The 26,587-nt window shown below is 42.6% G+C and carries 17 protein-coding genes and 4 tRNA genes; 1 reads left to right on the top strand and 20 read right to left on the bottom strand.

Translation table 11 applies throughout. The annotated features are described in order from the left end of the window. Positions 1–162 precede the first annotated feature (162 nt). The 9 genes from AC2SLO_RS03710 to AC2SLO_RS03670 all read right to left on the bottom strand — a co-directional run bounded on the left by AC2SLO_RS03710 (position 163) and on the right by AC2SLO_RS03670 (position 9,618). Positions 163–2,478, bottom strand: coding sequence for a cytochrome c biogenesis protein CcdA (locus tag AC2SLO_RS03710; RefSeq protein WP_486543276.1), 2,316 nt, complete (start codon positions 2,476–2,478; stop codon positions 163–165). Positions 2,479–2,806: 328 nt separating this feature from the next. Continuing rightward, positions 2,807–3,253, bottom strand: coding sequence for a type II secretion system major pseudopilin GspG (gene gspG, locus AC2SLO_RS03705; protein WP_486543274.1), 447 nt, complete (start codon positions 3,251–3,253; stop codon positions 2,807–2,809). Between the two features lie 129 nt (positions 3,254–3,382). After that, complete coding sequence (gspF, locus tag AC2SLO_RS03700) at positions 3,383–4,591, bottom strand: type II secretion system inner membrane protein GspF (RefSeq protein ID WP_486543272.1); 1,209 nt, start codon at positions 4,589–4,591, stop codon at positions 3,383–3,385. A 62-nt stretch (positions 4,592–4,653) separates the two neighbouring features. Further along, positions 4,654–5,673 (bottom strand): hypothetical protein, encoded by a 1,020-nt coding sequence (locus AC2SLO_RS03695; protein WP_486543270.1) that lies wholly within the window; start codon positions 5,671–5,673, stop codon positions 4,654–4,656. 354 nt (positions 5,674–6,027) lie between these two features. After that, positions 6,028–6,103 (bottom strand) — tRNA-His (locus AC2SLO_RS03690). Positions 6,104–6,166: 63 nt separating this feature from the next. Further along, positions 6,167–6,243: transfer RNA gene (locus AC2SLO_RS03685), tRNA-Arg, on the bottom strand. Between the two features lie 106 nt (positions 6,244–6,349). Then, positions 6,350–6,426 (bottom strand) — tRNA-Pro (locus tag AC2SLO_RS03680). Between the two features lie 150 nt (positions 6,427–6,576). Further along, a complete protein-coding gene (locus AC2SLO_RS03675; protein ID WP_486543268.1) occupies positions 6,577–8,028 on the bottom strand; it encodes a 5-methylcytosine restriction system specificity protein McrC in 1,452 nt (483 codons plus the stop codon). Positions 8,029–8,127: 99 nt separating this feature from the next. Then, complete coding sequence (locus AC2SLO_RS03670; protein ID WP_486543266.1) at positions 8,128–9,618, bottom strand: McrB family protein; 1,491 nt, start codon at positions 9,616–9,618, stop codon at positions 8,128–8,130. A gap of 581 nt (positions 9,619–10,199) precedes the next feature. Between AC2SLO_RS03670 and AC2SLO_RS03665 the strand changes: the two genes are divergently transcribed. Continuing rightward, the gene (locus AC2SLO_RS03665) at positions 10,200–10,871 is read left to right on the top strand and encodes a DUF4442 domain-containing protein (RefSeq protein ID WP_486543264.1); all 672 of its coding nucleotides are present in this window, start codon (positions 10,200–10,202) and stop codon (positions 10,869–10,871) included. 100 nt (positions 10,872–10,971) lie between these two features. Here AC2SLO_RS03665 and AC2SLO_RS03660 read toward each other — a convergent pair whose 3' ends face one another. The 11 genes from AC2SLO_RS03660 to tuf all read right to left on the bottom strand — a co-directional run bounded on the left by AC2SLO_RS03660 (position 10,972) and on the right by tuf (position 26,531). Further along, on the bottom strand, positions 10,972–11,481 hold the full coding sequence (locus AC2SLO_RS03660) for a DUF6586 family protein (RefSeq protein ID WP_486543262.1): 510 nt from the start codon (positions 11,479–11,481) through the stop codon (positions 10,972–10,974). Positions 11,482–11,633: 152 nt separating this feature from the next. Then, a complete protein-coding gene (gene rpoC, locus AC2SLO_RS03655) occupies positions 11,634–15,866 on the bottom strand; it encodes a DNA-directed RNA polymerase subunit beta' (RefSeq protein ID WP_486543260.1) in 4,233 nt (1,410 codons plus the stop codon). Between the two features lie 223 nt (positions 15,867–16,089). Then, positions 16,090–20,208: a DNA-directed RNA polymerase subunit beta gene (gene rpoB / locus AC2SLO_RS03650; protein WP_486543258.1), complete on the bottom strand. Its 4,119-nt coding sequence runs from the start codon at positions 20,206–20,208 to the stop codon at positions 16,090–16,092. Positions 20,209–20,847: 639 nt separating this feature from the next. Further along, positions 20,848–21,225 (bottom strand): 50S ribosomal protein L7/L12, encoded by a 378-nt coding sequence (gene rplL / locus AC2SLO_RS03645; RefSeq protein ID WP_486543256.1) that lies wholly within the window; start codon positions 21,223–21,225, stop codon positions 20,848–20,850. Between the two features lie 110 nt (positions 21,226–21,335). Beyond that, the gene (gene rplJ / locus AC2SLO_RS03640; protein WP_486543254.1) at positions 21,336–21,863 is read right to left on the bottom strand and encodes a 50S ribosomal protein L10; all 528 of its coding nucleotides are present in this window, start codon (positions 21,861–21,863) and stop codon (positions 21,336–21,338) included. Positions 21,864–22,326: 463 nt separating this feature from the next. Then, positions 22,327–23,028 carry a 50S ribosomal protein L1 gene (rplA, locus tag AC2SLO_RS03635; protein ID WP_486543252.1) on the bottom strand — a complete coding sequence of 234 codons (702 nt, stop codon included), beginning with the start codon at positions 23,026–23,028 and terminating at the stop codon, positions 22,327–22,329. Further along, a complete protein-coding gene (gene rplK / locus AC2SLO_RS03630; RefSeq protein WP_486543250.1) occupies positions 23,029–23,460 on the bottom strand; it encodes a 50S ribosomal protein L11 in 432 nt (143 codons plus the stop codon). A 116-nt stretch (positions 23,461–23,576) separates the two neighbouring features. Next, on the bottom strand, positions 23,577–24,107 hold the full coding sequence (nusG, locus tag AC2SLO_RS03625) for a transcription termination/antitermination protein NusG (protein WP_486543248.1): 531 nt from the start codon (positions 24,105–24,107) through the stop codon (positions 23,577–23,579). A gap of 172 nt (positions 24,108–24,279) precedes the next feature. Beyond that, a complete protein-coding gene (gene secE / locus AC2SLO_RS03620; protein ID WP_486543246.1) occupies positions 24,280–24,756 on the bottom strand; it encodes a preprotein translocase subunit SecE in 477 nt (158 codons plus the stop codon). Between the two features lie 99 nt (positions 24,757–24,855). Next, positions 24,856–24,931, bottom strand: a tRNA-Trp gene (locus tag AC2SLO_RS03615). Between the two features lie 409 nt (positions 24,932–25,340). After that, positions 25,341–26,531, bottom strand: a complete 1,191-nt coding sequence (gene tuf / locus AC2SLO_RS03610; RefSeq protein WP_486543348.1) for an elongation factor Tu — start codon at positions 26,529–26,531, stop codon at positions 25,341–25,343. Positions 26,532–26,587 lie beyond the last annotated feature (56 nt).

The following is a 26,587-nucleotide window of genomic DNA, read 5'->3' as shown; positions in this document are numbered from 1 at the left end:
GCCGCTCAATGAGAAAATAACATTGTTATTATTAGCGTTATTTGTATAACTATGACTACTTTTTAAAACCATTATATCACCCTCATCTGAACACGTAATATAATGTAAGATTATGTAAATATCAAGCCATGTTAATTAGACGTTCGTAAATGATAAGCATTACTACAGACTACGCAATGTTTTCTCAAAGTCACTTCGCTCTACGGTACCGACCTGCTGTTCTTTTAATTGACCGTCCACAAAATACAATAATGCAGGCGGTCCAAATAAATTCAGTTCAGATAAAATACGCGCAGATTCTGCGTTGGTCTCCGTCACATCCAAACGCACCAATTGCCAAGACTGCATCTCAGCAGGGCGATTGGTAAATAACGTTTTATCCATAATACGGCACTCAACGCACCATTCCGCTGTCAGATCAATCAGCAATTTATCGTTTTGCTCGATAACAGGGATTAAATCATCCAGTCGGGTCAAGTGTAAGTCAGAAGGCTGTGCAGCAGACGCCACCCCTGTCGTCAATGTCGACGTGGTTTGGTTAGGTAGAGTTTGAAGAACCTGACTGTTATTGGGTTGATTAAAAATACGCAGCGGTTGCCATGCATCATGACTACCGGCTGCAGCACCAATTAAAATAATAGTCGCCCACAATCCTAAGATAACAGCCACTGGCTTGCTAAAGAGCTGACCTTGGCCTTTCCATGTCCACACCCAGCCGGCAACAACCATAAACCAAGCAGCCCAAAGCATTAGCATCATTGGATTGATGAAAACGCGCTCTATTAATAGTAGCGCAACAGCAAATAGTAATAACGCAAAGCCCTGCTTGACCCAGTTCATCCACTCGCCTGCCTTCGGCATTAAATTACCTTGGCTAATACCCAGTAGCATTAGAGGAGCAGATAACCCAAAGCCCAACATAAATAACGCAGCGAAACCTAGCAGCGGATTACCGATTGTTGATACGGCAAGTAATGCGCCAAATAAAGGCGCTGAAACACAAGGTGATACTACCAATGCCGATAGGAATCCTGCAATAAAACTACCAAAACTATTACCTAAATATTTATCGCCTGCTTGGCTCACCGCATGTGACTTTTGTTTGATCACATTGGGCACAGGTATGCGAATCACATCGAGCATATATAAAGCAAGCAGCACAAATACTGCAGCAAAGGCCAGTAAAATAACCGGATTTTGAAGCCAGCCAATAATACCAAGCGACTGCCCAAAAACAGCAATCACCGCACCAAGCACACCATAAGCAATGGCCACACCTAAGGCATAACTGCCGCTGAGCATCAATCCTTTTCTGGCCGTTGGATTGTGCTGACGCGCCACAATATTACTGACAATCGGTAGCATCGGTAACACACATGGCGTGAATGCTAAACCGAGACCTGCCAAAAATAGCAGCAATAATGCCAACCAAGGATGCTCTGCTAGGCCAAAGGGGTCTTGATCAACTACGCCTTCCACATTTAGCGACGCCCTATCTGTAGTAGATAAGCCATCACCTGACAAAGCTGCATTTTGAACCAAAGTATTTGCGTCAGTGGTATCCCCTGTCGCTACTGCTTCATTCTCAATTATTGTCTCTTCAACCAGCGTCTCGTCTAACCCCTCGGTTTGATTTTGATTGTCATCGGTTAAAGCTGCTGTATTGGTGTCTGTGTTTTCATTTAACTGTTGTTGAGCGCTCTGAGCGGCCACTTGCGTAGATACTTCATCGTTACTTTGATTACCCTTGGTATCGGCTGCCGTTTTTGCCGCTACCGCTGTGGCCGTTTTAGTCGCCGCTGACGTATTGCTTTTGTTTGACTGCGCATTATCTACCGGCTTTTGCGCTACATTTGGCTTGGCGACCGATTTGGCAGCAGGTTTTGGATTTTCTTCGGTTTTAGTACTCGGTGCTGCAGCAGCTAATTTTAGAGCCACTGTCTCACGCTGCGGCGGATAACACAGCCCAGCATCCGCACAGCCCTGCCACCTCAAAGTAACGTCTTGATTGATAGGCTGACCGGTCTGATTAATTAAAGTGGTCTTAGCGGTAACTTGTGGCTGCTTAAATACGGCCACCTTACCAAAGGTAGGGTCATCAATAGACTGTGACGGATGGGAGAACTCAAAAGGTGACGCTGTCACACCCTCAGGCAGCTTTAGCGTTATCTTGTCTTTATAAATATAGTGCTTGGGCGTGATATCAAGCGAAACAGTCAGCTGATTGCCTTGCTGAACTGTGCTAACGGAGAAAGCATCTTCCACTTTTAAGAACTTAGGTTGGCTCGATGTCGCGCTACTAGAAAACAAATCGCCCAGACTTGCTGCTTGCGAATGCCCCGACTCAATAAAACTTGACCCTACCGTACAGGCGATAGCTAAAGATGCTATCCATCCTAAACGACTGAATGTTCTGACTGATTTAGCTACTTGCTTCTGGCCTGTATAGCGTATTGTTTTATCGTTCACTTTTTTCATCGTATTCGCTTCATAAAAGACGGGGGGCTAGCATGCTCAGTCGCCTCTATTAAAAAGAGGTGCCTTAACCAAGCGGCTAACGTAAAGGGTATAAAAAATGGTCGCTACCCGCAAGATGCGGATAGCGACGATGTCTGCTCTCAATTTCTATTATAGGGAGGGATAAAGGAGGGGTAAAGTCACAAAAGAGTACTCTTATCCTTGCTGGCTAGTTTACTATCTATTGGTTATAGGACAATTGACTTTGGTTACATAACCTTGCTAAAGGCTAATATTAATCCAATTTAGTCATCCTAGTTAAATAACCAAGCTTTAACTAAGCTCAACTCTAAGGAGTGGCATAAATATCTGCGTCTAATCCTTCACCGCCTTGTTGACCATCGGCGCCTAAAGAGAATAAATCATATGGGCGGCCCTCTGAACCAGGTGACACATATTGTAATTCGTTATCCCAGCCATCAGTTGGATAGCCGCCTTTGATATAACCACCTTCTGGATAGTTTTTTGCATCCGCAGGTGGGGTAATTAGTGCATCAAGGCCTTGGGCAGTCGTCGGGTAATGTGCGTTATCAATACGGTATGAATCGAGTGAATTAGATACTGTCGATAAGATAGTTTCTGTGGTGCCCACACGTGCTTTATCGCTTTGACCAACAACACGCGGCACAACCAATCCGGCAAGTATCGCCAAAATAACGATAACCACCATAATTTCAATTAAGGTAAAACCGGCTTGACGCTGCGCAGTAACAGGAAGCATTGTTTTTATTTTCATAGTTCTCTACTTTATTGGCTGATATAAGGGTTAAATAATGGTCTACTTGATAAAAATATTACCACAGTAATCACGGTGCAAACAGGGGTATGGGTCATTATTACCATCTAAAGCTTTCTAAAATAGTAGCTAACCTGCCAAGTCATTCATATTAACAATCGGCAGCATAACCGCCATCACGATAATCATTACCACCACGCCCATTAGCACCAACATCAGCGGCTCAAGCAATGCCAATAAGGTACTAATAAAGTTTGTGGCCTCAGCTTCTTGCATATCTGCTGCTCGGCCAAGCATACCCTCAAGTTCACCTGAATTCTCACCACTTTTTATCATCTGTACCATCATTGGCGGAAAATAAGGAGAGTGTTCGAGTTGGCTCGATAGGCTAGCACCTTCCGTCACTTTTTCAGCGGCGGCTTTAATGGTCTGGGTAATATGAGTATTGGTTGTGACTGCCGCACTAATTTGCAGTGCATCGATTAAGGGTACACCTGAGCGTACCAAAATAGAGAGCGTACTGGCAAAACGTGCTGCATTTAAACTTTTTGATAAGCGGGCAAACACAGGCATTTTTAAAATAAGCCCATCTAAGCTGTGTTGACCGACCTCTGTTTTGGCAAAACGGTATAGTAGCGTTGCCACAATGGCTATCACCAGTAATATCAACCACCACCACTGCGTAATAATATTAGACAGCCCCAATACAATTTGGGTAATCAGTGGTAGTGCTTGCTCTGATTGCTCAAACACCTTGACGATTTTTGGTACCACAAAGCTCATTAGGCCAATCACAACCGCTAAGGCCATCACCATTAATACGATGGGGTAAATCATCGCACCTTGGATTTTCTTTTGGAGTGCAAATTTATTCTCAGTGTAATCCGCAAGCTGCTTTAAGATTAAATCCAAGTGACCCGAGCGCTCACCGGCGGCAATGGTTGCCACATATAATTTAGGAAAATTAGTCGCTCGCTCCAATGCTTCAGCCAATCCGTGGCCTTCTAACACCAAAGAGCGAATAGACAACATCACTGATTTTACATGCGGTTTTTGCGACTGTTTTGCTACCGAAGCCAGCGCTTCTTCTAAGGGAATAGCCGCAGCTAATAACACCGATAATTGACGGGTAACAAGCGCCAAGTCATAGGCAGATAACCGCTTTTGTGAGGAGGTATTACCTTGACTACTATTGGCCTGCTCGACCACATCGACGCTGACCGGCATTAACGACTGGGCGCGTAGCTCTTGTCTGACTTGACGTGAAGAATCACCTTGCATCACGCCTTTTTTGATTTTTCCAGCCGTATCTAACGCTTTGTAATGGTATGCAGGCATGAGTATGTTATAACCCGTAAAAGAACAAATTAAATAGCTGCTTGAATGATATTTCGATGAGGTTAGTCATTGCCAAACGCACCAGGAAAATCTTTTAGACCCATCATGTCTGGCATCTCAGGCATCAACCCTTTTACTAACAACATATCTAAATGAGCAATCTGCTGCTTTTTATCAAACTCGTTAACCTCAGCAATAAGCAGCTTCTCCACATATTTATCAAGCTGATAACCACTTAATCGCGCGCATAATACCGCTAGCTGATAAATACGGCGCTTACAATGTACATCGACATTATGTAGCAGGCGCACCATTTTGGCAGTTTCTAACGATGCATAATAATAATTGGCCACGGTTTTCTCAGGCAACGGTGTTACGCCATAAGCGATAGACAGATGCGCTAAATAATAGCAGCAAAATAAGTAACCCATCACGTGACCGATAAAATAAGCACGATCATAGGTATAGCTAGTTACCCCAAAATGCCCCAACACATAACTGGTTAGACTGCCTTGGTCGGCAATACTATTAGTATCGCGTAAGCGGCCCACGGTAGGAACTTTCAGATGGTTTTTATTGACGGAAGTTAGCTGCCAACCTACTGGCTTTTGCGCCGGCATATGACGTACGATATCTGCGATCAAATCATCTACGACGTGTATTTGCTTCCACGCCATTGCCACTTTATCAAGATCTAAAATACCGCGCTGATCAAGCTTCTGTACCATCTCATACTGCTGATATTCGGCAAACTGTGATTTAAGCGAATGCACCATATAGGTAGGACGAATGGTATTATCTGCGGTATAAAATAGCTCGGTACGGCGACGCTGTCTGTTATATAAAGCGACTCTTTGCTGAGCTACTTTTTCAAGCTCTTTGCTATTTACCGCATTATTAATTGGCAATGGATCGGTCTGATACAGCGCAATCAACTCATCTTTGGTGGTTGGCGCAGCGGCAGGCTCGACTTTCGCTGCAATAGCCTCAGCATTTGGCTGATTCTCAGTGGCATTGTCAGTCGTATTTGTGGCTGGATTTGGGTTTTTCTTAACAGAAACAGTCACTGAAGGGGTTGCCATAAAATTACTCACACTATTTTGCATATATGCTTATCATAGCATTATTGCTACCACACAACACAGCCGTTTAAGGGCAAGTGGTAACCGCTTATCTTAAAATATGTTTATGAGAGTATGATGACTATAATATTATTTTTAAACCACTTCTAACGATAGATGGGTGTTGATAGGTGTTATTAAAGCTATCGATCTATGAAGTAGGCCGAGATGATAATAGATAAGTTAAAGAGATATTTATAGAAAGGCTATTGCAGAACTAACAGACACAAAAAAACCAATCGTGGCATAGCCAGATTAGCAAATAAATAACTGATAATTTATAATTTATAGAGAGAATACTGCAGAGAAATAAATTGGGGCGACTGATGGGACTCGAACCCACGACAACCGAGATCACAACCCGGGGCTCTACCAACTGAGCTACAACCGCCATAATCAATAAATTGATTGGTGTAAGGTATAGTATACCTTATTTTGTTACTACAGGCCAAAGTGGTGCGCCTGGCAGGATTCGAACCTGCGACCACCTGCTTAGAAGGCAGATGCTCTATCCAACTGAGCTACAGGCGCTCATAGTGCTGACATAATCTCATTATAGCAATAAATATACTGAAATAATGACTCAATGTCGTATTTAAAGCATAAAAAAAAGCCTGTAAGGCTCTAATTAAAAAAGTGGTCGGAGTGATAGGATTCGAACCTACGACCCTCTGGTCCCAAACCAGATGCGCTACCAAACTGCGCCACACTCCGATATCTTACTTTTTACAATTTCAATAACGTTATGATTAACTTAACCATTTGCGTCATTGCTATCGAGGTGCATATAATAGGATTAAAACCTCTTCCTGTCAACACCTTTTTCAATTAATTTGCAAAGTTTTTGAAATAATTGAAAATCGATCATATCAACAAGGCTCCCCGCTTCATATCGAAGGGTATGACACTCATGAAAGTGCTGCCGTCCTGTTGATGGCGCCTATTTTCGTCGAAATGACTGCTCACGTCAAGCCTTTGATTAAAATTTTTATTTTTAGGATAAATTAGCCAAGCATGCGCGCATCCCAACCGCTGTTGGTAAACAGATAATTGCTGCCAATCAGAGCCACTGACATCCTGTATTTTATCCACGGCTTTATACTTAACATCGATCACGTGCGTCTCCCGCCCATCCGCAGACCGTATACACGCATCCGGTATCAACTGCTGCACTACATTACACGCCTCATGACTACCTGTCTGCCCCTGCTCTACGCTCATTAGCCAATCTAATGTGGGCTGTATAACCAAATGGCTATCCGGCAGCTGTTGCTCAACATAGCGGGTCAACTTACCCAGTACCCAGCGCTCAAACGCAGTATTCATATTAATCATTAACGCTGGGGTTGGCGCATGCGATGAGAGAGAGATATCCTGTTGATTACTCTGTTTATCACTATAAATATGATTAAGCAGCCACCAGCACCACTGCAGCCCTTGATTAAGCGTCTGCTGCTGATAAGACGATAATTGCGCCGACCATATTACCGATTGTTGTCTGATCTGCTGATAGCTAGATAGCCAATCTCGAGCTGCCAAACGCTGAATACCTTGATAAGGATTATGGCTAATTAATGCAGCTTTAGAGCTTTGAAAATTAATATCTATTTGCAGACGTTGCAGCTGCGACCAACCTGTCGCCAAAAACTGCGATAGTAATTTATCATTATCAAAGACTGATTGCTCACTGTATAGATAATGCGGACGATGCCAGTTATTTTTGAGCTGTGCTTTTAGGTTAATCCTACCTTGCGCTTTGGGACTGTTATTGACCTGAGTCTGATAGCGATTGGGCAATATTTTCGCCGATGCTGCTATCTGCGCTTCAGCAATATTCAACAGCCCTTGGTACCAAGGCTGCTGTGAGTCGCTAAATATGGTATGAGGTAAATTTGGCAGCTCTAATTTGTTATAGGCTAAGTTATCGGTAGCACTTTTGCCCCACTCAATAGCCGCTATCGACTTGTATAACGAGTCATTCGCTATATCACTAAGCATCTGTGCTACCCAGCCTCTCGACTTTACTATATGATGTTGGCGAGCGTGGCGGCCTCTTAGTGATGTCATGCCTACTTTGGGTAAAATCTCTAGACTCGCACCACTTGGCAGAATAACTTTGGCCAGATAATGACGTACTCTTAATACTATCTCTCCCTGCTTTACTTCAATGTTAAAACAAGGCAATTCTTTTTGAATCAGATAGTCAAAGTCGTCTTTGTGGCTAAAATCTTTGATGGTTAGCCACTCGTTCTCCAAACAGCTCATCACAGATTCAGCAGGCGTATTAAAAGATGATTTTGATCGAGTTATTAACATGAGCCTGTCTTGTTTAAATGGCTATAATTCAAATGGCTATAATTTGAGTAACTATAATTTAAGTAACTATAATTTAAGCGGCTATCATCAATTTGCGATTTAACGATACATCTGCTGATAAGGCGCTGCCGTTAGATAGATATTTATTTTTTCAGCTGATTCTTCTGCATTAGTAGAAATATTCTGCTCTCTATTCTCCTTATTAATCTGACTGTCTATGCCGCTCGCTATCTCAATAAAATCATCAGCCAATGTGACAGACTCACTAACTAAAGGCTGTTGATAGCCATATTGCAGCCTATTAGCGTGCTCTGAAGAATTGGTATCAGTATCTGTCTTATCCACCTCAGTATTAGCAAAGAGACTGGCTGTGCCGACTTCCAGTAGCGTCTTAGTTGAGATGCCATATAATACTTGTACTAAAATCTCAGTCGTCTGATTTGGTGAGACGCTGTGTTTAGCATACTCCATAATTTGTGGAATAATTTGTTGATATAAGCGTTTGGCTAATTCAGCGGCCGTAGTAATATTCATAAAATAAGACTGCCCAAGCTGCGCCTCATTGCCCAACAAGCCAGATAACCGCTGATTAATCACACGCATCATTTGAGCCAAATCAATCTCATTACCCTCGTTATCTTTTATCCTATCAACCACGCTGCTATCAGGATAACAGGGGATAAAATCAAAACGACGTCTAAAAGCGGTATCGAGTACTGTCAATGACTGATCTTGAGTATTCATGGTAGCGTAAATATCTACGTTACTAGGCACGCTAAACATCTGCCCTGAATACGTCAGACGTACCGTCATCGGCGTGCTACTACCTGCCCGTTTGCTCGGCTCAATCACACTCATAAGCTCACCGAAAACTTGAGCAGTATTGGCACGATTAATCTCATCGATGAGCATCGCATAACGATGCTCAGGGTCGGCACTGGCTTTGGCACACAGGCTCAAAAAAACACCAGGCTGAATCTCATACTGCATCTGACCCGTTTGCGGATTAATACGCGGGCGAATTCCCTCCACAAACTCATCATAACCATAGGATTGATGAAAGCTAACCATGCTACTACGACTCACTACATGCTGCTCGGCATACTGCTGTTGACTGCTTTCATCGTAAAGCGACATCAAATCCGCAAGCCGATCCTTAAGTGTTGGTATCACCTCATCGAGTAAAAACCACTGGCTAGACTCGGTTTTATCAAAGTAGTAGTTTGCTGAGCGCTGAGTGGTATTAACCGTTACTGAATCGGGGTGAGCATGTTTGTTAAGCTGCACCCAAACCGTCTGATTAAGATTATCATTACGTTTGTTTGCTGCGGCCTTATCTTGGATTAATGGATGGCGCATCATCTCCGGCACGGTCATCATCCGATTTTCTAACAATAGAACCGTACACACCACATCGCACCAACCATAATGACTTATTTGCTGCAACCGCCACTGGGCCCATGGCGCATCAATAGACTCGTCGTAAAGCTTTTGAATAGCAAGCAAACGGTGCGTTTTTCCGGTACCCGCAACACCGGTAAAGATAACATTGGTAGGCTGATTTGGTAATTTGGTCAATAACTTATTCAAGATAACTCTTCTTACTCTGATAGGATAGTTTGGTTTTGGGCAATAATTATTTGTGAACGCAGACGGCCTTTAGTTTAACCCAAGCTTTGCTATAATAAAAAAGATAGTCTCATTCTGTCTTGCTTAATATTTTAACAGTGCTCTACATCTCACTATTTATTGCGCAGTTATCTGTATTAATAATGGTAAGCTTAGGGCGTGTGAAACATTCGCAAATTAGCACTGCTGATAGCTAAAATTGTTTCAGACTAGGCGTAAACCGTAGTTAATGTCTAGACCTTGACTAGGTTTGCAACAACGTCTGGGGCGATTTTAGCATCAGCCTCACTCGAGCACAGCTCTCGCCTTGCGAACGGGCAAAGCAGTGCTTTGCTTAATCCGTTCTCAGGGGCGGGACTCTTTTTTGCCAATATATTGCGAAATTGTCTAACTTAGAATGACTAAGCGTCAAAAATTTCACTGCATATTGACTAAAAAATAGTCGCCGCCAGTGCCATGGTCGAATGTTCCACACGCCCTAATATAAACTTTGTACAAATTTGACAAAACCACCCCTTACCCAATTGATGAAAGGACTCACTATGAGCCATCTAAATACTGTAATAAACATGGTTTCTAGCGCTGCCAGTAAAACCATGAAGGCAGTAGCACAAGCGAAAGGCACGACTAAAACGGTCACACAAACGTCATCAACAGACAAATCAGCTCATAAAAAGCTTGATGTAAATAATCCATTTACCAAGATTTTGAAGACGGTTCGTTTATTACCACAATCAGCGCAGTCATTTGTATTAACCAAGGCATTTAGCCGAATCGTCCCTTATGTGGGCACAACCGGTGTGGTTTATGAAGAGGTAACCCCAAATAAACTGGTTGTCAGCTTAGATAATAAAAAGGGTGTACAGAATCACATTGGTACCGTACATGCAGTAGCGGTCACCTTATTGGCTGAAACAGCGACTGGTTTTATTTTGGGTATTAACCTGCCTTCTGACCGTATCTTGCTGGTTAAGTCGTATGAAGTGAACTTTTATCGCCCCATTCAAAAAGGTCAAATTGCTGCCGTTGCAACATTAAGTGATGAGCAACGTCAATATATCTTAGACAATCCAAAAGGTGAAATGGTCATTCCTTGTGTGATTGACGACCGCGACTCTACCAATGAACGTGACCCTATCACGGTTGAAATGACTTGGGCATGGATTCCAAAATCAGAGCTAAAACAGCGCCGAGAAGGCAAAACAAAAGCATAAATCAATAGCCATATATCGATACTTAGCTAACGTATTAAAAAATATAAAGTACTGCCGATTATCGGCAGTGCTTTTGTATCGTTAAATTACATATAGCCGATTAATACTCAACCATACCACCGCGTATCTCATCAACCAAACTCATAAATTCTGTACGCCATTCACGAATGGTTTGCTCATCAGGTAGCCACTGATTCGATAAGGTCACTACATTCACAATCAAATCATGACTGCTGTTCTCTAAGCCTTTGCTGTCTGGCTCAGGCGCATACTGACAACGCTGATAGGCCTTGCCAATATTTGCAAGCACCCCGGACTCAAGAGATATCTTTATACGCTGTAATTCAGGAGAGATTAATGTCTTCTTCTCAAGCTCACTCTCAATATACTCAATAGTCGGCTGACTGGTATCTAGATTATAAAAATGCGCCAGCTCTTGAAGCAATGCCCATAAGGCGCCTTGCAAATGGAATATTGCCGTCTCACAATGCGCTTGATAATGCTGCTTGTCGGTGGTCTCACCCGCTTGTTTGCAGGCCAAACGGCAAAAGTAAAACTTCTGATTGGTGCGATCTGCTTGATAGCGTGCGACTCTGCCCTTATCCGCCATAGATTTCTCTACCCTGTTTATATTTGTAAGGTTATAAATGTACCATAAAAAAAGCCGACATAGCGCCGGCTTTTTTTATCTTAATTTTATCTTAAAAGGTCACTTCAAAAGCAATGAGCTTTGAAAGCTTAAATCATTAAGCGGTGGTTTGCTTATTGACCTGGCTTGTCTTGGCTAAGCTCTTGAGCAAAGGCTTCGTCAAAACTTCTGAAGTCTTGAGCTGAACTGTTTGCTTCCATATCAAATGCTGCATCTAGCGCACTTTCTACGTCATAAGCAGGCTTGCCTTCTTTCGCTTTCTTACGAGCGGCATGATAAGCAAGACCGGTACCCGCTGGGATCAGACGACCCACAACCACGTTCTCTTTCAGGCCACGTAACTCATCCACTTTACCAGTTACGGCAGCAGCAGTTAGTACACGTGTTGTTTCCTGGAACGACGCTGCGGAGATGAAGCTCTCTGTTGCTAAGCTTGCTTTGGTAATACCAAGCAATTGACGCTCAAACTTAACTGGGAACTTATCTTCAGCCAATAGCTTCTCGTTGGTCGCTTTCACATCAGCGTATTCAACTTGATCGCCCTTGAAGTAGTTAGAATCACCGGCATCAGTTACTTCTACCTTGCGTAGCATCTGACGGATAATGACTTCAATGTGCTTATCGTTAATCTTAACACCCTGCAAGCGGTAAACGTCCTGTACTTCATCAACAATATAATTAGCCAGTGCCGTTTCGCCTTGTAGACGTAAGATGTCATGCGGATTTAATGGACCATCTGCAATCACTTCACCACGGGCAACGGTTTCGTTTTCGAATACGTTGATTTGACGCCATTTTGGAATCAGTTCTTCGTGTACTTCACCATCTTCATTAGTGATAATGAAGCGGTTCTTACCTTTGGTCGATGTACCGAAGCTTACCACACCTGACATCTCTGCCATGATAGCGTGATCTTTCGGACGACGCGCTTCGAACAAGTCAGCAACACGTGGCAGACCACCGGTAATATCTTTGGTACCAGAAGTCGCTTGTGGTACACGGCCTAGTACAGAACCGGCAGTTACTTCTTCACCATCAGATACACGGATGATAGTCTCTGCAGGTAAGAAATAAACCACTTCTTTACCTTCAGTCGTATCTAGAATAATCGCTGGACGTAAGTCTTTGGCGTTACTTGGTCTATCTTTAGGACCAAGAATCTCAAAAGAGCTCATACCCGTTGCTTCATCAATTTTAACGGTCGCTGTTGCGCCATCAGTGATGTCGCTGAAGCGTGCTTTACCCGCGAATTCGGTGATAATTGGGTGAGTGTGCGGATCCCATTTAGCGATAGACTGACCGCTTTCAACTTCGTCGCCATCTTTAACAAGAACACTTGAACCGTAAGGTACTTTATAACGCTCACGCTCACGACCAACATCATCAGCAACGCCGATTTCAGCAGAACGTGAAACGATAACTAAGTGACCATCAACGTGTTCAACCGTCTTCATATTATGGAAGCGTACGAAACCAGCATTACGGACAGAAACACTGTTGTCTACTGATGTTGAACTTGCTGCACCACCAACGTGGAAGGTACGCATGGTTAACTGAGTGCCTGGCTCACCAATTGACTGAGCCGCCATAACACCGACAGATTCACCAATGTTCACTTTATGACCACGTGCTAAGTCACGACCATAACACTGGGCACAAACACCATGTGGTACATCACAAGTAATCACTGAACGTACCCAAACAACGTCGATACCGTTACCATCAATCACTTTAACGCCATGCTCATCGATTAGCGTACCAGCAGGTAACAATACTTCGTCATCACGGCTCATAACGTCTTGAGCAACAACGCGACCTAGTACACGGTCACCTAGCTTCTCAATAACCTCACCACCCTGAATATGTGGGGTCATGCGAACACCTTTGTCAGTGCCACAATCGTTTTCAGTAATAACCAAATCCTGCGCCACGTCAACTAAACGACGCGTTAGATAACCCGAGTTCGCTGTCTTAAGTGCGGTATCAGCAAGACCTTTACGTGCGCCGTGAGTCGAGATGAAGTACTGAAGAACCGATAGACCTTCACGGAAGTTTGCTTTAATTGGCGTTTCGATAATAGAGCCATCTGGCTTAGCCATCAGACCACGCATACCGGCTAACTGACGAATCTGTGCCGCACTACCACGAGCACCGGAATCTGACATGATGAAGATAGAGTTAAATGACTTCTGCTCTTCTTCTTCGCCCTGCGCATTGATTACTTTATCAGTCGCTAGGTTATCCATCATCGCTTTTGCAACTTTGTCATTGGTACGTGACCAAATATCGACAACTTTGTTATAGCGCTCACCGGCCGTTACGAAACCTTGCTCAAACTGTTGCTCGATTTCACGAACTTCAGCGTCAGCTGCTTCGATTAACTCTTTTTTCTTAGGTGGAATAACCATGTCTTCGATACCAATCGATACACCTGATAGCGTCGCTTGAGCGAAACCTAGATACATTAATTGGTCAGCAAAAATAACACTGTTTTTCACGCCGCGAGTACGGTAGCAAGAGTTCATCAGTTTTGAGATGTTTTTCTTAGTCATCTCAACGTTACACTCTTCAAACTTCATACCTTTAGGCATGATGTTCCAGATTAATAGACGACCGGCAACAGTATCTTTTAATGACGTAACCTCAGTCTCTGTGCCATCTTCTTCATTGATGATGGTTTCAGTCACACGTACTTTAATTTTTGCGTTTACGTGTAAATCGTTTGAACCAATCGCACGCAGTGCCTCGTTAACGGTTGCGAAAATCATGCCCTCGCCTTTTGCGTTAACTGACGAGCGGCTGATATAGTACAAGCCAAGTACAACGTCTTGTGATGGAACAATAATCGGATCGCCGTTTGCTGGTGATAAGATGTTGTTCGTTGACATCATCAAGGTACGGCACTCTAACTGTGCTTCTAGCGTTAACGGTACGTGTACCGCCATTTGGTCACCGTCGAAGTCAGCGTTGAACGCGGTACATACTAGTGGGTGCAGCTGAATCGCTTTACCTTCAATAAGGACTGGCTCAAATGCCTGTAGACCTAGTCTGTGAAGTGTTGGTGCACGGTTAAGCATTACTGGATGCTCACGGATAACCATGGCCAGCATATCCCAAACTTGTGGCTCTTCACGCTCAACCATCTTCTTGGCTTGTTTGATGGTTGTCGCCATACCGTGTGATAACAATTTTGAATAAGTAAATGGCTTGAATAGTTCAAGTGCCATTTTCTTAGGCAGACCACACTGATGTAAACGTAGTGTCGGACCAACAACAATTACTGAACGGCCAGAATAGTCAACTCGCTTACCAAGTAAATTTTGACGGAAACGACCTTGCTTACCTTTAATCATGTCAGCAAGCGATTTTAATGGACGCTTATTGCTACCAGTAATAGCACGGCCACGACGACCGTTATCTAGTAAGGCATCCACTGACTCTTGTAGCATACGTTTTTCGTTACGTACAATAATGTCAGGAGCGTTAAGCTCTAATAGACGTTTTAGACGGTTGTTACGGTTAATAACACGGCGATATAAATCGTTTAGATCTGATGTCGCAAAACGGCCACCTTCTAGCGGAACGAGGGGACGTAAATCTGGTGGTAGTACTGGCAAGATGCTCATTACCATCCACTCAGGCTTGTTATTAGAATCACGGAATGCTTCTAATAGCTTAAGACGCTTAGACATCTTTTTAAGCTTGGTTTCAGAACCGGTATTTGGGATAGCTTCACGTAGTTCATCAATCTCTAAATCGATATCGATATCTTTTAATAAGTCTTGAACCGCTTCAGCACCCATTTTAGCGATAAATTCATCACCAAATTCTTCTAATGCTTTGTAGTAATCTTCATCGTCAAGAAGTTGATACTTCTCAAGTGATGTCATACCAGGATCAGTTACCACATAGCTTTCGAAATACAATACGCGCTCGATATCACGTAATGTCATATCAAGTAATAGACCGATGCGGCTTGGTAATGATTTTAGGAACCAAATATGCGCAACTGGGCTAGCAAGATCGATGTGGCCCATACGGTCACGACGAACTTTAGCTGTGGTTACTTCTACGCCACATTTTTCGCAAATCACGCCTTGGAATTTACGGCGCTTATATTTACCACATAAACATTCAAAGTCTTTTACTGGGCCAAAGATTTTGGCACAGAACAGACCGTCACGTTCAGGTTTAAAAGTACGGTAGTTAATTGTTTCTGGTTTTTTTACTTCGCCATGTGACCATGACTTAATAGTCTCAGGAGCAGCCAATGAAATTTGAATGCTGTCAAATTCACGTTTGCCATTGTCGGCAGGGCTTTTCATAATATCGAGTAAATCTTTCAAGTTGCTTCTCCGTTATATGTGTTCACGGTATGTTGGTCTACGTATTTCTAATAAATCTGTTGACGTTAACATCCGTTTGAAGGCAATGAATTAGGCTGAGTTAAGGGTAATAAAAGTTGCCATTTAAAGATGCGAAATAAGTGCAACAATAAATAGACTACCTTCATCAAGACTAACGGAGCAGACACAAGATGATTAACACCTTGCATCTGCCCTATCAATGCTAGTTGCTTTCTTTTAGCTCAATATTAATACCCAATGACTTAATCTCTTTGGTCAGTACGTTGAACGATTCAGGCATACCTGGATCCATGTACTGCTCACCATCGACGATGTTCTTATACATGCGCGTACGACCTTCAACATCATCCGATTTCACTGTTAGCATCTCTTGCAACGTATAAGTTGCACCGTATGCTTCTAGTGCCCAAACTTCCATCTCACCGAAGCGCTGACCACCAAATTGTGCTTTACCACCTAGTGGCTGCTGCGTTACTAATGAATATGAACCTGTTGAACGGGCATGCATCTTGTCATCAACCAAGTGGTTCAGTTTCAACATGTACATGTAGCCCACAGTCACAGGACGGTCAAACTTAACGCCTGTACGACCATCATATAAAGTTTGTTGACCAGACTTATTGAAACCCGCAAGCTCTAATAACTCATCAATCTGAACTTCGCGTGCGCCGTCAAATACAGCAGTACCCATAGGTACACCTTCACGTAAGTTTTGCGCCAATGCCATGATATCATCATCGCTTAGGCTGTCTAAATCAACTTGCTCACCGCCGACTTTGTTGTAAATTTTATCTAAGAATTCACGTAATTCGGACACAGCAGCTTGCGCTTTTAGCATACCGTTAATCTTGTCGCCAAGACCTTTAGCAGCCATACCTAAATGAGTCTCAAGAACCTGACCGATGTTCATACGAGAAGGGACACCTAGTGGGTTCAATACGATATCAACTGGGTTACCGTTCTCATCATAAGGCATGTCTTCAACAGGCATAATGCGTGATACAACACCTTTGTTACCATGACGACCAGCCATCTTGTCACCAGGCTGGATACGGCGTTTAACCGCTAGATAAACCTTAACGATTTTCTGTACGCCATGCGCCAGATCATCACCCGCTGTTAGTTTACGTTTCTTCTCAGCGAACTTAGTATCGATGTCTTTTTGCTTATCCACCAAGAACTCTTGAATCTGCGTCATACGCTCAGCGATTTCTTCCTCTACTGGCTGAATGTCTAGTAATGTTTCTAATGACATCTCGCCCAGTTCTGAAGCTTCAAGCTTAGTACCAGATTTAAGACCAGCACCGCCGCTGATAGGTTGACCATCAAGCAAGTTAGCAATACGACTACGTGCTGCGTCTTCAAAAATACGTAGCTCTTCTTTTAAATCTTTGCGGTAGTTATCAAGCTGCGATTTCTCGATTGCACGAGCGCGGCTATCTTTTTCTACGCCATCACGGGTAAATACTTGAACGTCGATAACCGTACCTTTGGTAGACGTTGGCACACGTAAAGAAGTATCTTTAACGTCTGCTGCTTTCTCACCGAAGATGGCTCTCAGTAGCTTCTCTTCTGGCGTTAATTGGGTTTCACCTTTAGGAGTTACTTTACCCACTAGGATATCACCAGCATCTACTTCAGCACCGATATAGACAATACCTGACTCATCAAGTGCAGATAGTGCTGCTTCACCAACGTTTGGAATATCGGCAGTGATTTCTTCAGTACCTAGTTTTGTATCACGTGCTACACAGGTTAATTCCTGAATGTGAATCGTCGTGAAACGGTCTTCTTTAACCACACGCTCAGATAATAAAATCGAGTCTTCGAAGTTATAACCGTTCCATGGCATGAATGCTACACGCATATTCTGACCTAGAGCCAATTCACCTAAATCGGTTGATGGACCATCAGCTAGAATGTCACCGCCAGCGATTGCATCGCCTTGGTTTACAATAATACGTTGGTTAATACAAGTGTTCTGGTTAGAACGCGTGTATTTGATTAGGTTATAAATATCGATACCCGCTTCACCAGCTTGAATCTCATCTTCGTTTACACGAACGACGATACGCGATGCATCAACATCTTCAATCACACCACCACGGCGAGCGATAACACAAACGCCCGAATCACGTGCAACATGACGTTCCATGCCGGTACCTACTAATGGCTTATCAGCACGTAAGGTAGGAACAGCCTGACGCTGCATGTTAGAACCCATTAATGCACGGTTAGCATCATCGTGCTCTAGGAATGGAATCAAACTTGCTGCAACTGAGACAACCTGGCTTGGTGATACGTCCATATGCGTTACTTTATCGCTTGGCATACGTACAGATTCACCACCGCTACGTACCATTACCATTTCTTCAGCGAGTACACCATTCTCATCTAACTCAGAGTCAGCCTGAGCAATAACAGTGCCTACTTCTTCAATAGCAGATAGATATTCGATGTCGTCAGTTACTTTACCGTCAACAACTTTGCGATATGGCGTTTCTAAGAAGCCAAACTCGTTGGTCTTAGCGAATGTCGCTAATGAGTTAATCAGACCAATGTTTGGACCTTCTGGTGTTTCAATTGGACATACACGGCCATAGTGAGTGTTGTGAACGTCACGTACTTCAAAGCCTGCGCGTTCACGTGTTAAACCACCTGGGCCCAGCGCTGAGATACGACGCTTATGCGTAACTTCTGACAATGGGTTATTTTGGTCCATGAACTGAGATAACTGGCTCGAACCAAAAAATTCTTTAACCGCAGCTGCTACCGGCTTAGAGTTAATTAAATCCTGTGGTGATAAGTTATCAGACTCAGCAGAGCTTAAACGCTCTTTAACCGCACGCTCCACACGTACTAGACCCACACGGAATTGGTTTTCTGCCATTTCGCCCACTGAACGAATACGGCGGTTACCTAAGTGATCGATATCATCCACTTCACCAATACCGTTACGGATATTGATAAGCTCTTTAAGTACATCAATGATATCTTCTTTGGTTAATACGCTTTGTTCACGTTTGATATCTGGATCATCCGTGTTTTCAAACGTACGACCCAGACGGCGGTTGAACTTCATACGACCAACGTTAGATAAGTCATAACGATCGGCGTTAAAGAACATACTATCGAACAATTTTTCAGCCGTATCAATCGTTGGCGGCTCACCTGGACGCATCACTTTGTAGATTTCGATTAGTGCCTCTTCTCGGCTACCGGTGCTATCAGCACGTAAGGTATCAGCGATATAGGTACCATGATCGATATCGTTAGTGAATAGAATCTTAAACTCTTTGATTGAATCACTGGCTTCAAAGGCACTTAGCTTAACCAATAGTTCATGGTCAATAAGCGTGTTTGCTTTAGCGATAACCTCATCGTTAACAACGATATCTTCAGCTAAAATACGCTCATATAAATATTCATCAGGTATGGCCAGCTTCTTCATGCCAGACTGTTCGATTTGGCGAATACGGCGTGCGTTAATACGTTTACCTTGTTCAACCAGCACTTCACCTTCTGGAGATACGATATCGAACTGAGCCATTTCGCCGCGTAGACGATCAGCAACTAAATCAATTTCAAACTGCTCTTCGCCTTTATAAACAGATACTTTTTCAAAGAATGTATCTAGAATCTCTTGAGTATCCATGCCTAAGGCACGTAGGATAATCGTACCAAGTAGTTTACGACGACGGTCAATACGAGCGAATACTAAATCTTTAGCATCAAACTCAAAGTCTAACCATGAACCACGGTAAGGGATAATACGGGCGTTATAAAGTACTTTACCACTTGAATGTGACTTACCTTTATCGTGGTCAAAGAACACACCAGGTGAACGATGTAGCTGAGACACGATCACACGCTCAGTACCATTAATAATAAAGGTACCATTGTTAGTCATTAATGGGATTTCACCCATATAAACATTCTGTTCACGAATGTCTTTAATAGCCGCTTTGCTATTTTTATCTTTGCTATCTTTATCTTTGATTACTAGGCGAATTTTAACGCGTAGCGGTGCTGCATAGGTCGAACCACGAGAAATACACTCGCGCTCATCAAACTCTGGCGCACCTAAATAGTACTCAACGAACTGAAGTTCAGCGTTATTTGAATTGCTTTCGATTGGGAAAATAGATGAAAATGCAGCTTGTAGGCCGGTATTCTCACGCGCTTTAGGCTTTTTATTTTCCTGCAAAAATTGCTCATAGGAATCCACTTGAATTGCCAGTAGATACGGGATATCCATTACGTGCGGCAACTCGGCAAAACTTTTGCGAATACGTTTTTTTTCAGTATAGGAATATGCCATCGAGAGTCCTTACAGTAGACAGTAAAATAAAAATGATCTTTTTTAAATCTTGACTATTTAGTAATTACCAAACAATCGAGCATTTAAGCGAGAATCATCAGATTGAAACAGTGAGAATGACCTTTGATAAATGCCTGTTGTGCATGACTATCATGACGTGTAACTCATTATTTTGAGCGTCGACGCCGCCAAACCCATTACATACGTTAATAGCTAATGGTTATTATAGTAGTTAATAATGAACTTATTAGTACAAAAAAAGTGGTTAATTTAGGTTAAAAGATGCCAAATGACAGATGCAAGAAAACCCCAAGCACGAACGTACCTAGGTCTAAATAAAAAGGATAGAAGCTAACGATGTTTTAAACATGCAAATTGTCTGTCCCTTGGTCTGTATTAATCGCTAAACGTTCGTTGAGCTGATGTTGGTAAGATATTAACGTGACGCTTGCCAACCATTTAGGCTAATACAAAAGGTCAAGTGCGGAATTATACAATAAGTTGAACCAAATATCAAGTCAAAAGGTCTAGCATTAAAAAAGCCAACAATGAACTTACCATTGTTGGCTTTTTAGTATTATAAGACAGCTATTAAAACGACTGCCTATAAAATCTTTCAAGTATTAGATATAAAATCTATTACTTAAGCTCTACAGTAGCACCAGCTTCTTCAAGCTTTTTCTTAAGCTCTTCTGCTTCTGCTTTGTTTGCGCCTTCTTTAATTGGAGCTGGAGCGCCTTCAACTAATTCTTTAGCTTCTTTCAAGCCAAGGCCAGTTGCTTCGCGAACTGCTTTAATTACAGCAACTTTCTTCTCGCCGAAGCTAGCTAGAATTACGTCAAATTCGTCTTTTTCTTCAGCAGCAGCAGCGCCACCAGCAGCAGCGGCAGGTGCAGCAGCAACAGCAGCAGCAGCTGTTACGCCGAATTTTTCTTCCATTTCGCTGATTAGTTCAACGATATCCATTACTGACATTTCAGCGATTGCGTTTAACACATCTTCTCTAGATAGTGCCATGGGATTTCTCCATTTCTGATAAATTTAAAGTGATTAATTAAGGTTTATACAATTGGGTTATGCCACTAGGCATTCATTCCATTGCACAAACCGAAAACAGCTAATAGTGATTAAGCAGCTTCTTTTGCGTCTTTTACTGCTGCAACAGTACGAACAAACTTGCTTGGGACTGCGTTTAAAGTCTGAGCTAGTTTCGTTACTGGTGCTTTCATTGTTGCCATCAAGATAGATAGTGCTTCGTCGCGTGTTGGAAGCTTAGATACGCGCTCTAATTCCTCAGGACCAAACAACTCGCCACCAACTGATACAAGCTTAGTTTCTAAAGCTTTATTTTCTTTGCTGAATTCAAAAATAACTCGAGCAGCAGAACCTAAATCTTCAGTAGAAAAAGCCAATAACAATGGGCCAACCATCTTATCTGACATGCACTCAAAGCTAGTACCTTCAAAAGCACGCTTAGCAAGCGTGTTTTTAACAACTTTAAGTACAACACCTTTCTCACGAGCTTGGTTACGTAACGCAGTTAACTGAGCTACTTCAAGGCCATGATAATCAGCAGCAACTGCTGAATAAGCATTTGCAGCAACTTCAGACACTTCAGCCACAACTTTTTGTTTCTGTTCTAGCGTTAATGCCATGAGTTGACTCCTTGATCTCATCAACATTGAATAAACAATGCTGAATTGACGTTTCTATTATTAAAGCCTTGTTGCCAACTAAGTAAAAGCGAACTCTTATTTAGAAGGCGGCTTTAATAACGCTGAATACGGCACCTTTATCAGAATGAATGAGAGAGTCAATTAGTTAACCTAATACAATTCCCACGATCAAACCTTTTTGGTCACCGTCTGCGTAGGCCAACATTGGGCTAAATCCAGTTAAATACATAACCCGCTTTAACACCAATATCAATTAACAGTACTGTTGTTTTCATTAGCCTCATAAAGAGATTAATCAAAGACTGAGCACTTACCTACGGTCTTAGACAGCATAGCTTTGGCTAAGCTGACCTAATATTTAAAACTTTAAATTTGGGGGATAATTTAAGAGACTAAATAAACAGCTCTAAAAATATCACTAATCATCAATAAAACGGCTATATTACTTAGCGATACGATATGGAACTGGATCTAAAGTGATACCAGGGCCCATCGTGCTAGAAATAGTGATTTTCTTGATGTAGATACCTTTAGAGGTGGCAGGCTTCGCACGCTTAATATCGCTGATTAGCGCTTTAGCGTTTTGCTCGATCTGCTCAACAGTAAAACCAACCTGACCGATAGTTGTGTGGATGATACCTGCTTTATCTACACGGTAGGTCGCCTGACCTGCTTTAGCATTAGTAACTGCTTCAGCAACGTTAGGAGTAACTGTCCCCACTTTAGGGTTAGGCATAAGGCCACGTGGACCTAAGATAGTACCTAACTGACCCACAACGCGCATTGCGTCAGGCGCTGCGATAACAACATCAAAGTCTAGATTGCCCGCTTTAACTTGTTCCGCAAGATCGTCCATACCAACAACATCAGCACCAGCTTCTTTAGCAGCATCTGCAGCAGCGCCTTGAGCGAATACAGCAACGCGCTTAGTTTTACCAGTACCAGCAGGTAGGTTAGTTGCACCACGAACTACTTGGTCTGATTTGCGTGGATCAACACCTAGGTTGATTGCGATATCAACTGACTCTTTAAATTTAAGAGGTGGTAGGTCGTTTAAGATGTTTACTGCTTCTTCAAGAGTGTATAACTTTTCGTTTTCTACACGCTCAGCGATCATTTTTTGACGTTTAGTAAGTTTACTCATTTACACACCCTCCACTTCGATGCCCATTGAACGTGCAGTACCAGCGATGGTACGTACAGCAGCATCCATGTCAGCAGCGGTCAAATCAGCGTTTTTAGTTTGAACGATTTCTTCAAGCTGCGCACGAGTTACTTTACCAACTTTAGTTACGTTAGGTACACCAGAACCTTTAGCAATACCTGCTGCTTTACGCAGTAAGAATGCTGCCGGTGGCGACTTCATGATAAATGTAAATGATTTATCAGCATAAACTGTAATTTCAGTTGGAATTGGCAGACCAGGTTCCATGCTAGCAGTTGCTGCATTGAACTCTTTACAGAATGCCATGATGTTCACACCTTTTTGACCCAGTGCAGGACCAATTGGTGGTGAAGGGTTTGCTTTGCCAGCAGGCACTTGTAGTTTGATGTAACCATCAATCTTCTTAGCCATGAGTTTTCTCCTTTACGGGTGATAACGCTTTCTGCTCATACTTACCAAGTTCTTTAAAGCAAGTTGATAAGTACAGCGATCCGCTCCCCGGGGGTTAAAATATTTAGCTTAGCTGATTAGCTTAACTTCTCAACTTTACTAAACTCTAATTCGACCTGAGTTGGTCTGTTAAATACGTTTACTGTTAACTGTAATTTAGACTTTTCGTAGTCGACCTTTTCAACCAAACCTTTAAAGTCTGTAAACGGTCCATCAATAACCAGAACTTCTTCACCTGGTTCAAACAGTGTTTTAGGACGCGGTGCTTCTTCAGTTTGTTTTAGACGATTTAAAATACGATCCGCTTCAACTTTAGTAATCGGTGCTGGATTCTCTGGTGTTCCACCGATAAATCCAGTAATACGTGGGCAATCATTAACAATGTGCCAAGTATCATCATTCATTTCCATTTCTACTAATACGTAGCCTGGAAAGAATTTACGTTCACTTTTACGCTTTTTGCCGTCTTTCATTTCAACGACTTCTTCAGTAGGTACTAAAACCTCACCGAAGCTATCAGCGAACTCACTGCGATTGATACGATCCGTCAAATAGCGTTGGACTTGCTTTTCATATCCTGAAAATGCTTGCACGATATACCAGCGCATATGTTTCTCCATGACGTCAATCAAACGATTGCTGATTAAAAAAAACAGGCTGCATTGCTTAAAATATCTTCTTAAGCCCAGCCCTGACAATATTAAATTTTGTTTTGTTAACGCTTATGGCGGTGCCAATACTTATTCAAATTCTTCTAAAGAAACCTATCATAGAAGCTGATTAACCGATAAATATACCGACCAACCAATTAAATAAGTTATCTAACAACCAAACGATCACTGCCACAATACCGATGACTAATAATGATTGCCATGTGTACTGAATGGTCTCACTTTTCGTTGGCCAAGTTACTCGGCGCAGCTCGATACTGGCATCTTTTAGTAAGATTTTAAAACTACGACCTTGGTTGGTTAATGCCAAACAAATCATGGCAAAAATGACCAAAGCAGCCGTTAAGCCAATACGAACCCACAAATCGTTAGCAGGTTGCCAGATACCTGGCAGCTTGTAGTTAACAAGAGTCGCCCCTATTAACGCAACAAATGCAAGTGCCCATAACGCCATATCTTTTGGCGAACGGGTTTTTGCAACTTCAACTGCGCTCTGTTTATTAGAAATCGTTTTACCTAGCGAATTATGAGCGCTCTGCTTTTTATCAGATAACTTGTTATCTAGGTTATCTTGTTGGTTGCTCATAATTGATTTGCCTTACGACTTAGACGATAGAGTTAAAAACCGCCTATCTGTATGGTAAAAGGAGAGAGTGTACTAATAAACTGAGACAGTTAAAAAATGTGGCAGGCGATGAGGGACTCGAACCCCCAACCCTCGGTTTTGGAAACCGATGCTCTACCAATTGAGCCAATCGCCTGTAGTTAAGGCTGACCATTATACAACTTTTTTTATGTATTGCAACCCTTGATGAGCCTACTAAGTAGGAATCTTCACTAATCTTTTGATCTTAATCGGTTTTGGGTCGATTCAAGCCCCCTATTCCATACTCAAATCTCAAAATTTAGGGTGAGTATAATTAATTTAAACGGTTTAATTTTTACGAGTCACTAAATATCGAGTCACTAAATATAAGGTTACCCTCTGTCAGTCTTTACTACTGGTTCCTCAAAAGCAGCTTAAAGAGGTGGATGAGCTGCTCAGTACCTTACAGATATATAGAGAGTCTATGTCTATCATATAACGATGATTACCAATAATCAGCCACAAAAAAACCGTCTCGAATGAGACGGTTTTTTAGCTTTACGCTGTATTAAGGATTAAAGATATTAGTCTTTAACGCTAGCAACAACACCCGCACCTACAGTACGGCCACCTTCGCGAATTGCGAAACGTAAACCTTTGTCCATAGCGATTGGGTGGATTAGCTCTACGCTCATCTCAACGTTATCGCCTGGCATTACCATTTCAGTACCGTCTTGTAATGAGATAGCACCCGTTACGTCAGTAGTACGGAAGTAGAACTGTGGACGGTAACCATTTAGGAATGGCGTGTGACGACCACCTTCTTCTTTTGATAGTACGTATACTTCTGCGTCAAACTTGGTGTGTGGAGTGATTGAACCTGGCTTGGCAAGTACTTGACCACGTTGTACGTCTTCACGCTTAGTACCACGTAATAGTACACCACAGTTCTCACCAGCACGACCTTCGTCTAGTAACTTACGGAACATCTCGATACCAGTACACGTTGTCTTTTGAGTATCACGAATACCAACGATTTCGATTTCGTCACCAACACGTACTACACCAGACTCAACACGGCCAGTTACAACAGTACCACGACCTGAGATTGAGAATACGTCTTCGATTGGCATTAGGAATGCTTTGTCAACGTCACGCTCTGGTTCTGGGATGTAAGTGTCCAGAGTTTCTAGTAGTTCGATAACTGCTGGCTCACCATACTTACCGTCGTTACCATTTAGAGCTTCTAGTGCAGAACCTTTGATGATTGGGGTGTCATCACCTGGGAAGTCGTAGTCAGAAAGTAATTCACGTACTTCCATTTCTACTAGCTCAAGTAATTCTTCGTCATCAACCATGTCACATTTGTTCATGAATACGATGATGTATGGTACGCCAACCTGACGTGATAACAAGATGTGCTCACGTGTCTGTGGCATTGGGCCGTCAGTAGCAGATACTACTAGAATAGCGCCGTCCATCTGTGCCGCACCAGTAATCATGTTTTTAACATAGTCAGCGTGACCTGGGCAGTCTACGTGTGCGTAGTGACGTGCTTCAGTGTCATACTCAATGTGTGAGGTGTTAATGGTAATACCACGTGCTTTTTCTTCTGGTGCTGAGTCAATTGACGCGTAGTCTTTTGCTTCGCCGCCTGAAGTTTTAGCAGCGACAGTTGCAATAGCAGCTGTTAGTGTGGTTTTACCGTGGTCAACGTGACCGATGGTACCAACGTTAACGTGCGGTTTGTTACGTTCAAACTTGGCCTTTGCCATGTGTGTGTCCTCTTTTTTTGGGTTTACTGAAATAAATAGTATTTATAGGATAGTTA

The organism is Psychrobacter sp. CX14 (assembly GCF_057396205.2).
This window is presented reverse-complemented; position numbering and strand designations above follow the sequence as displayed.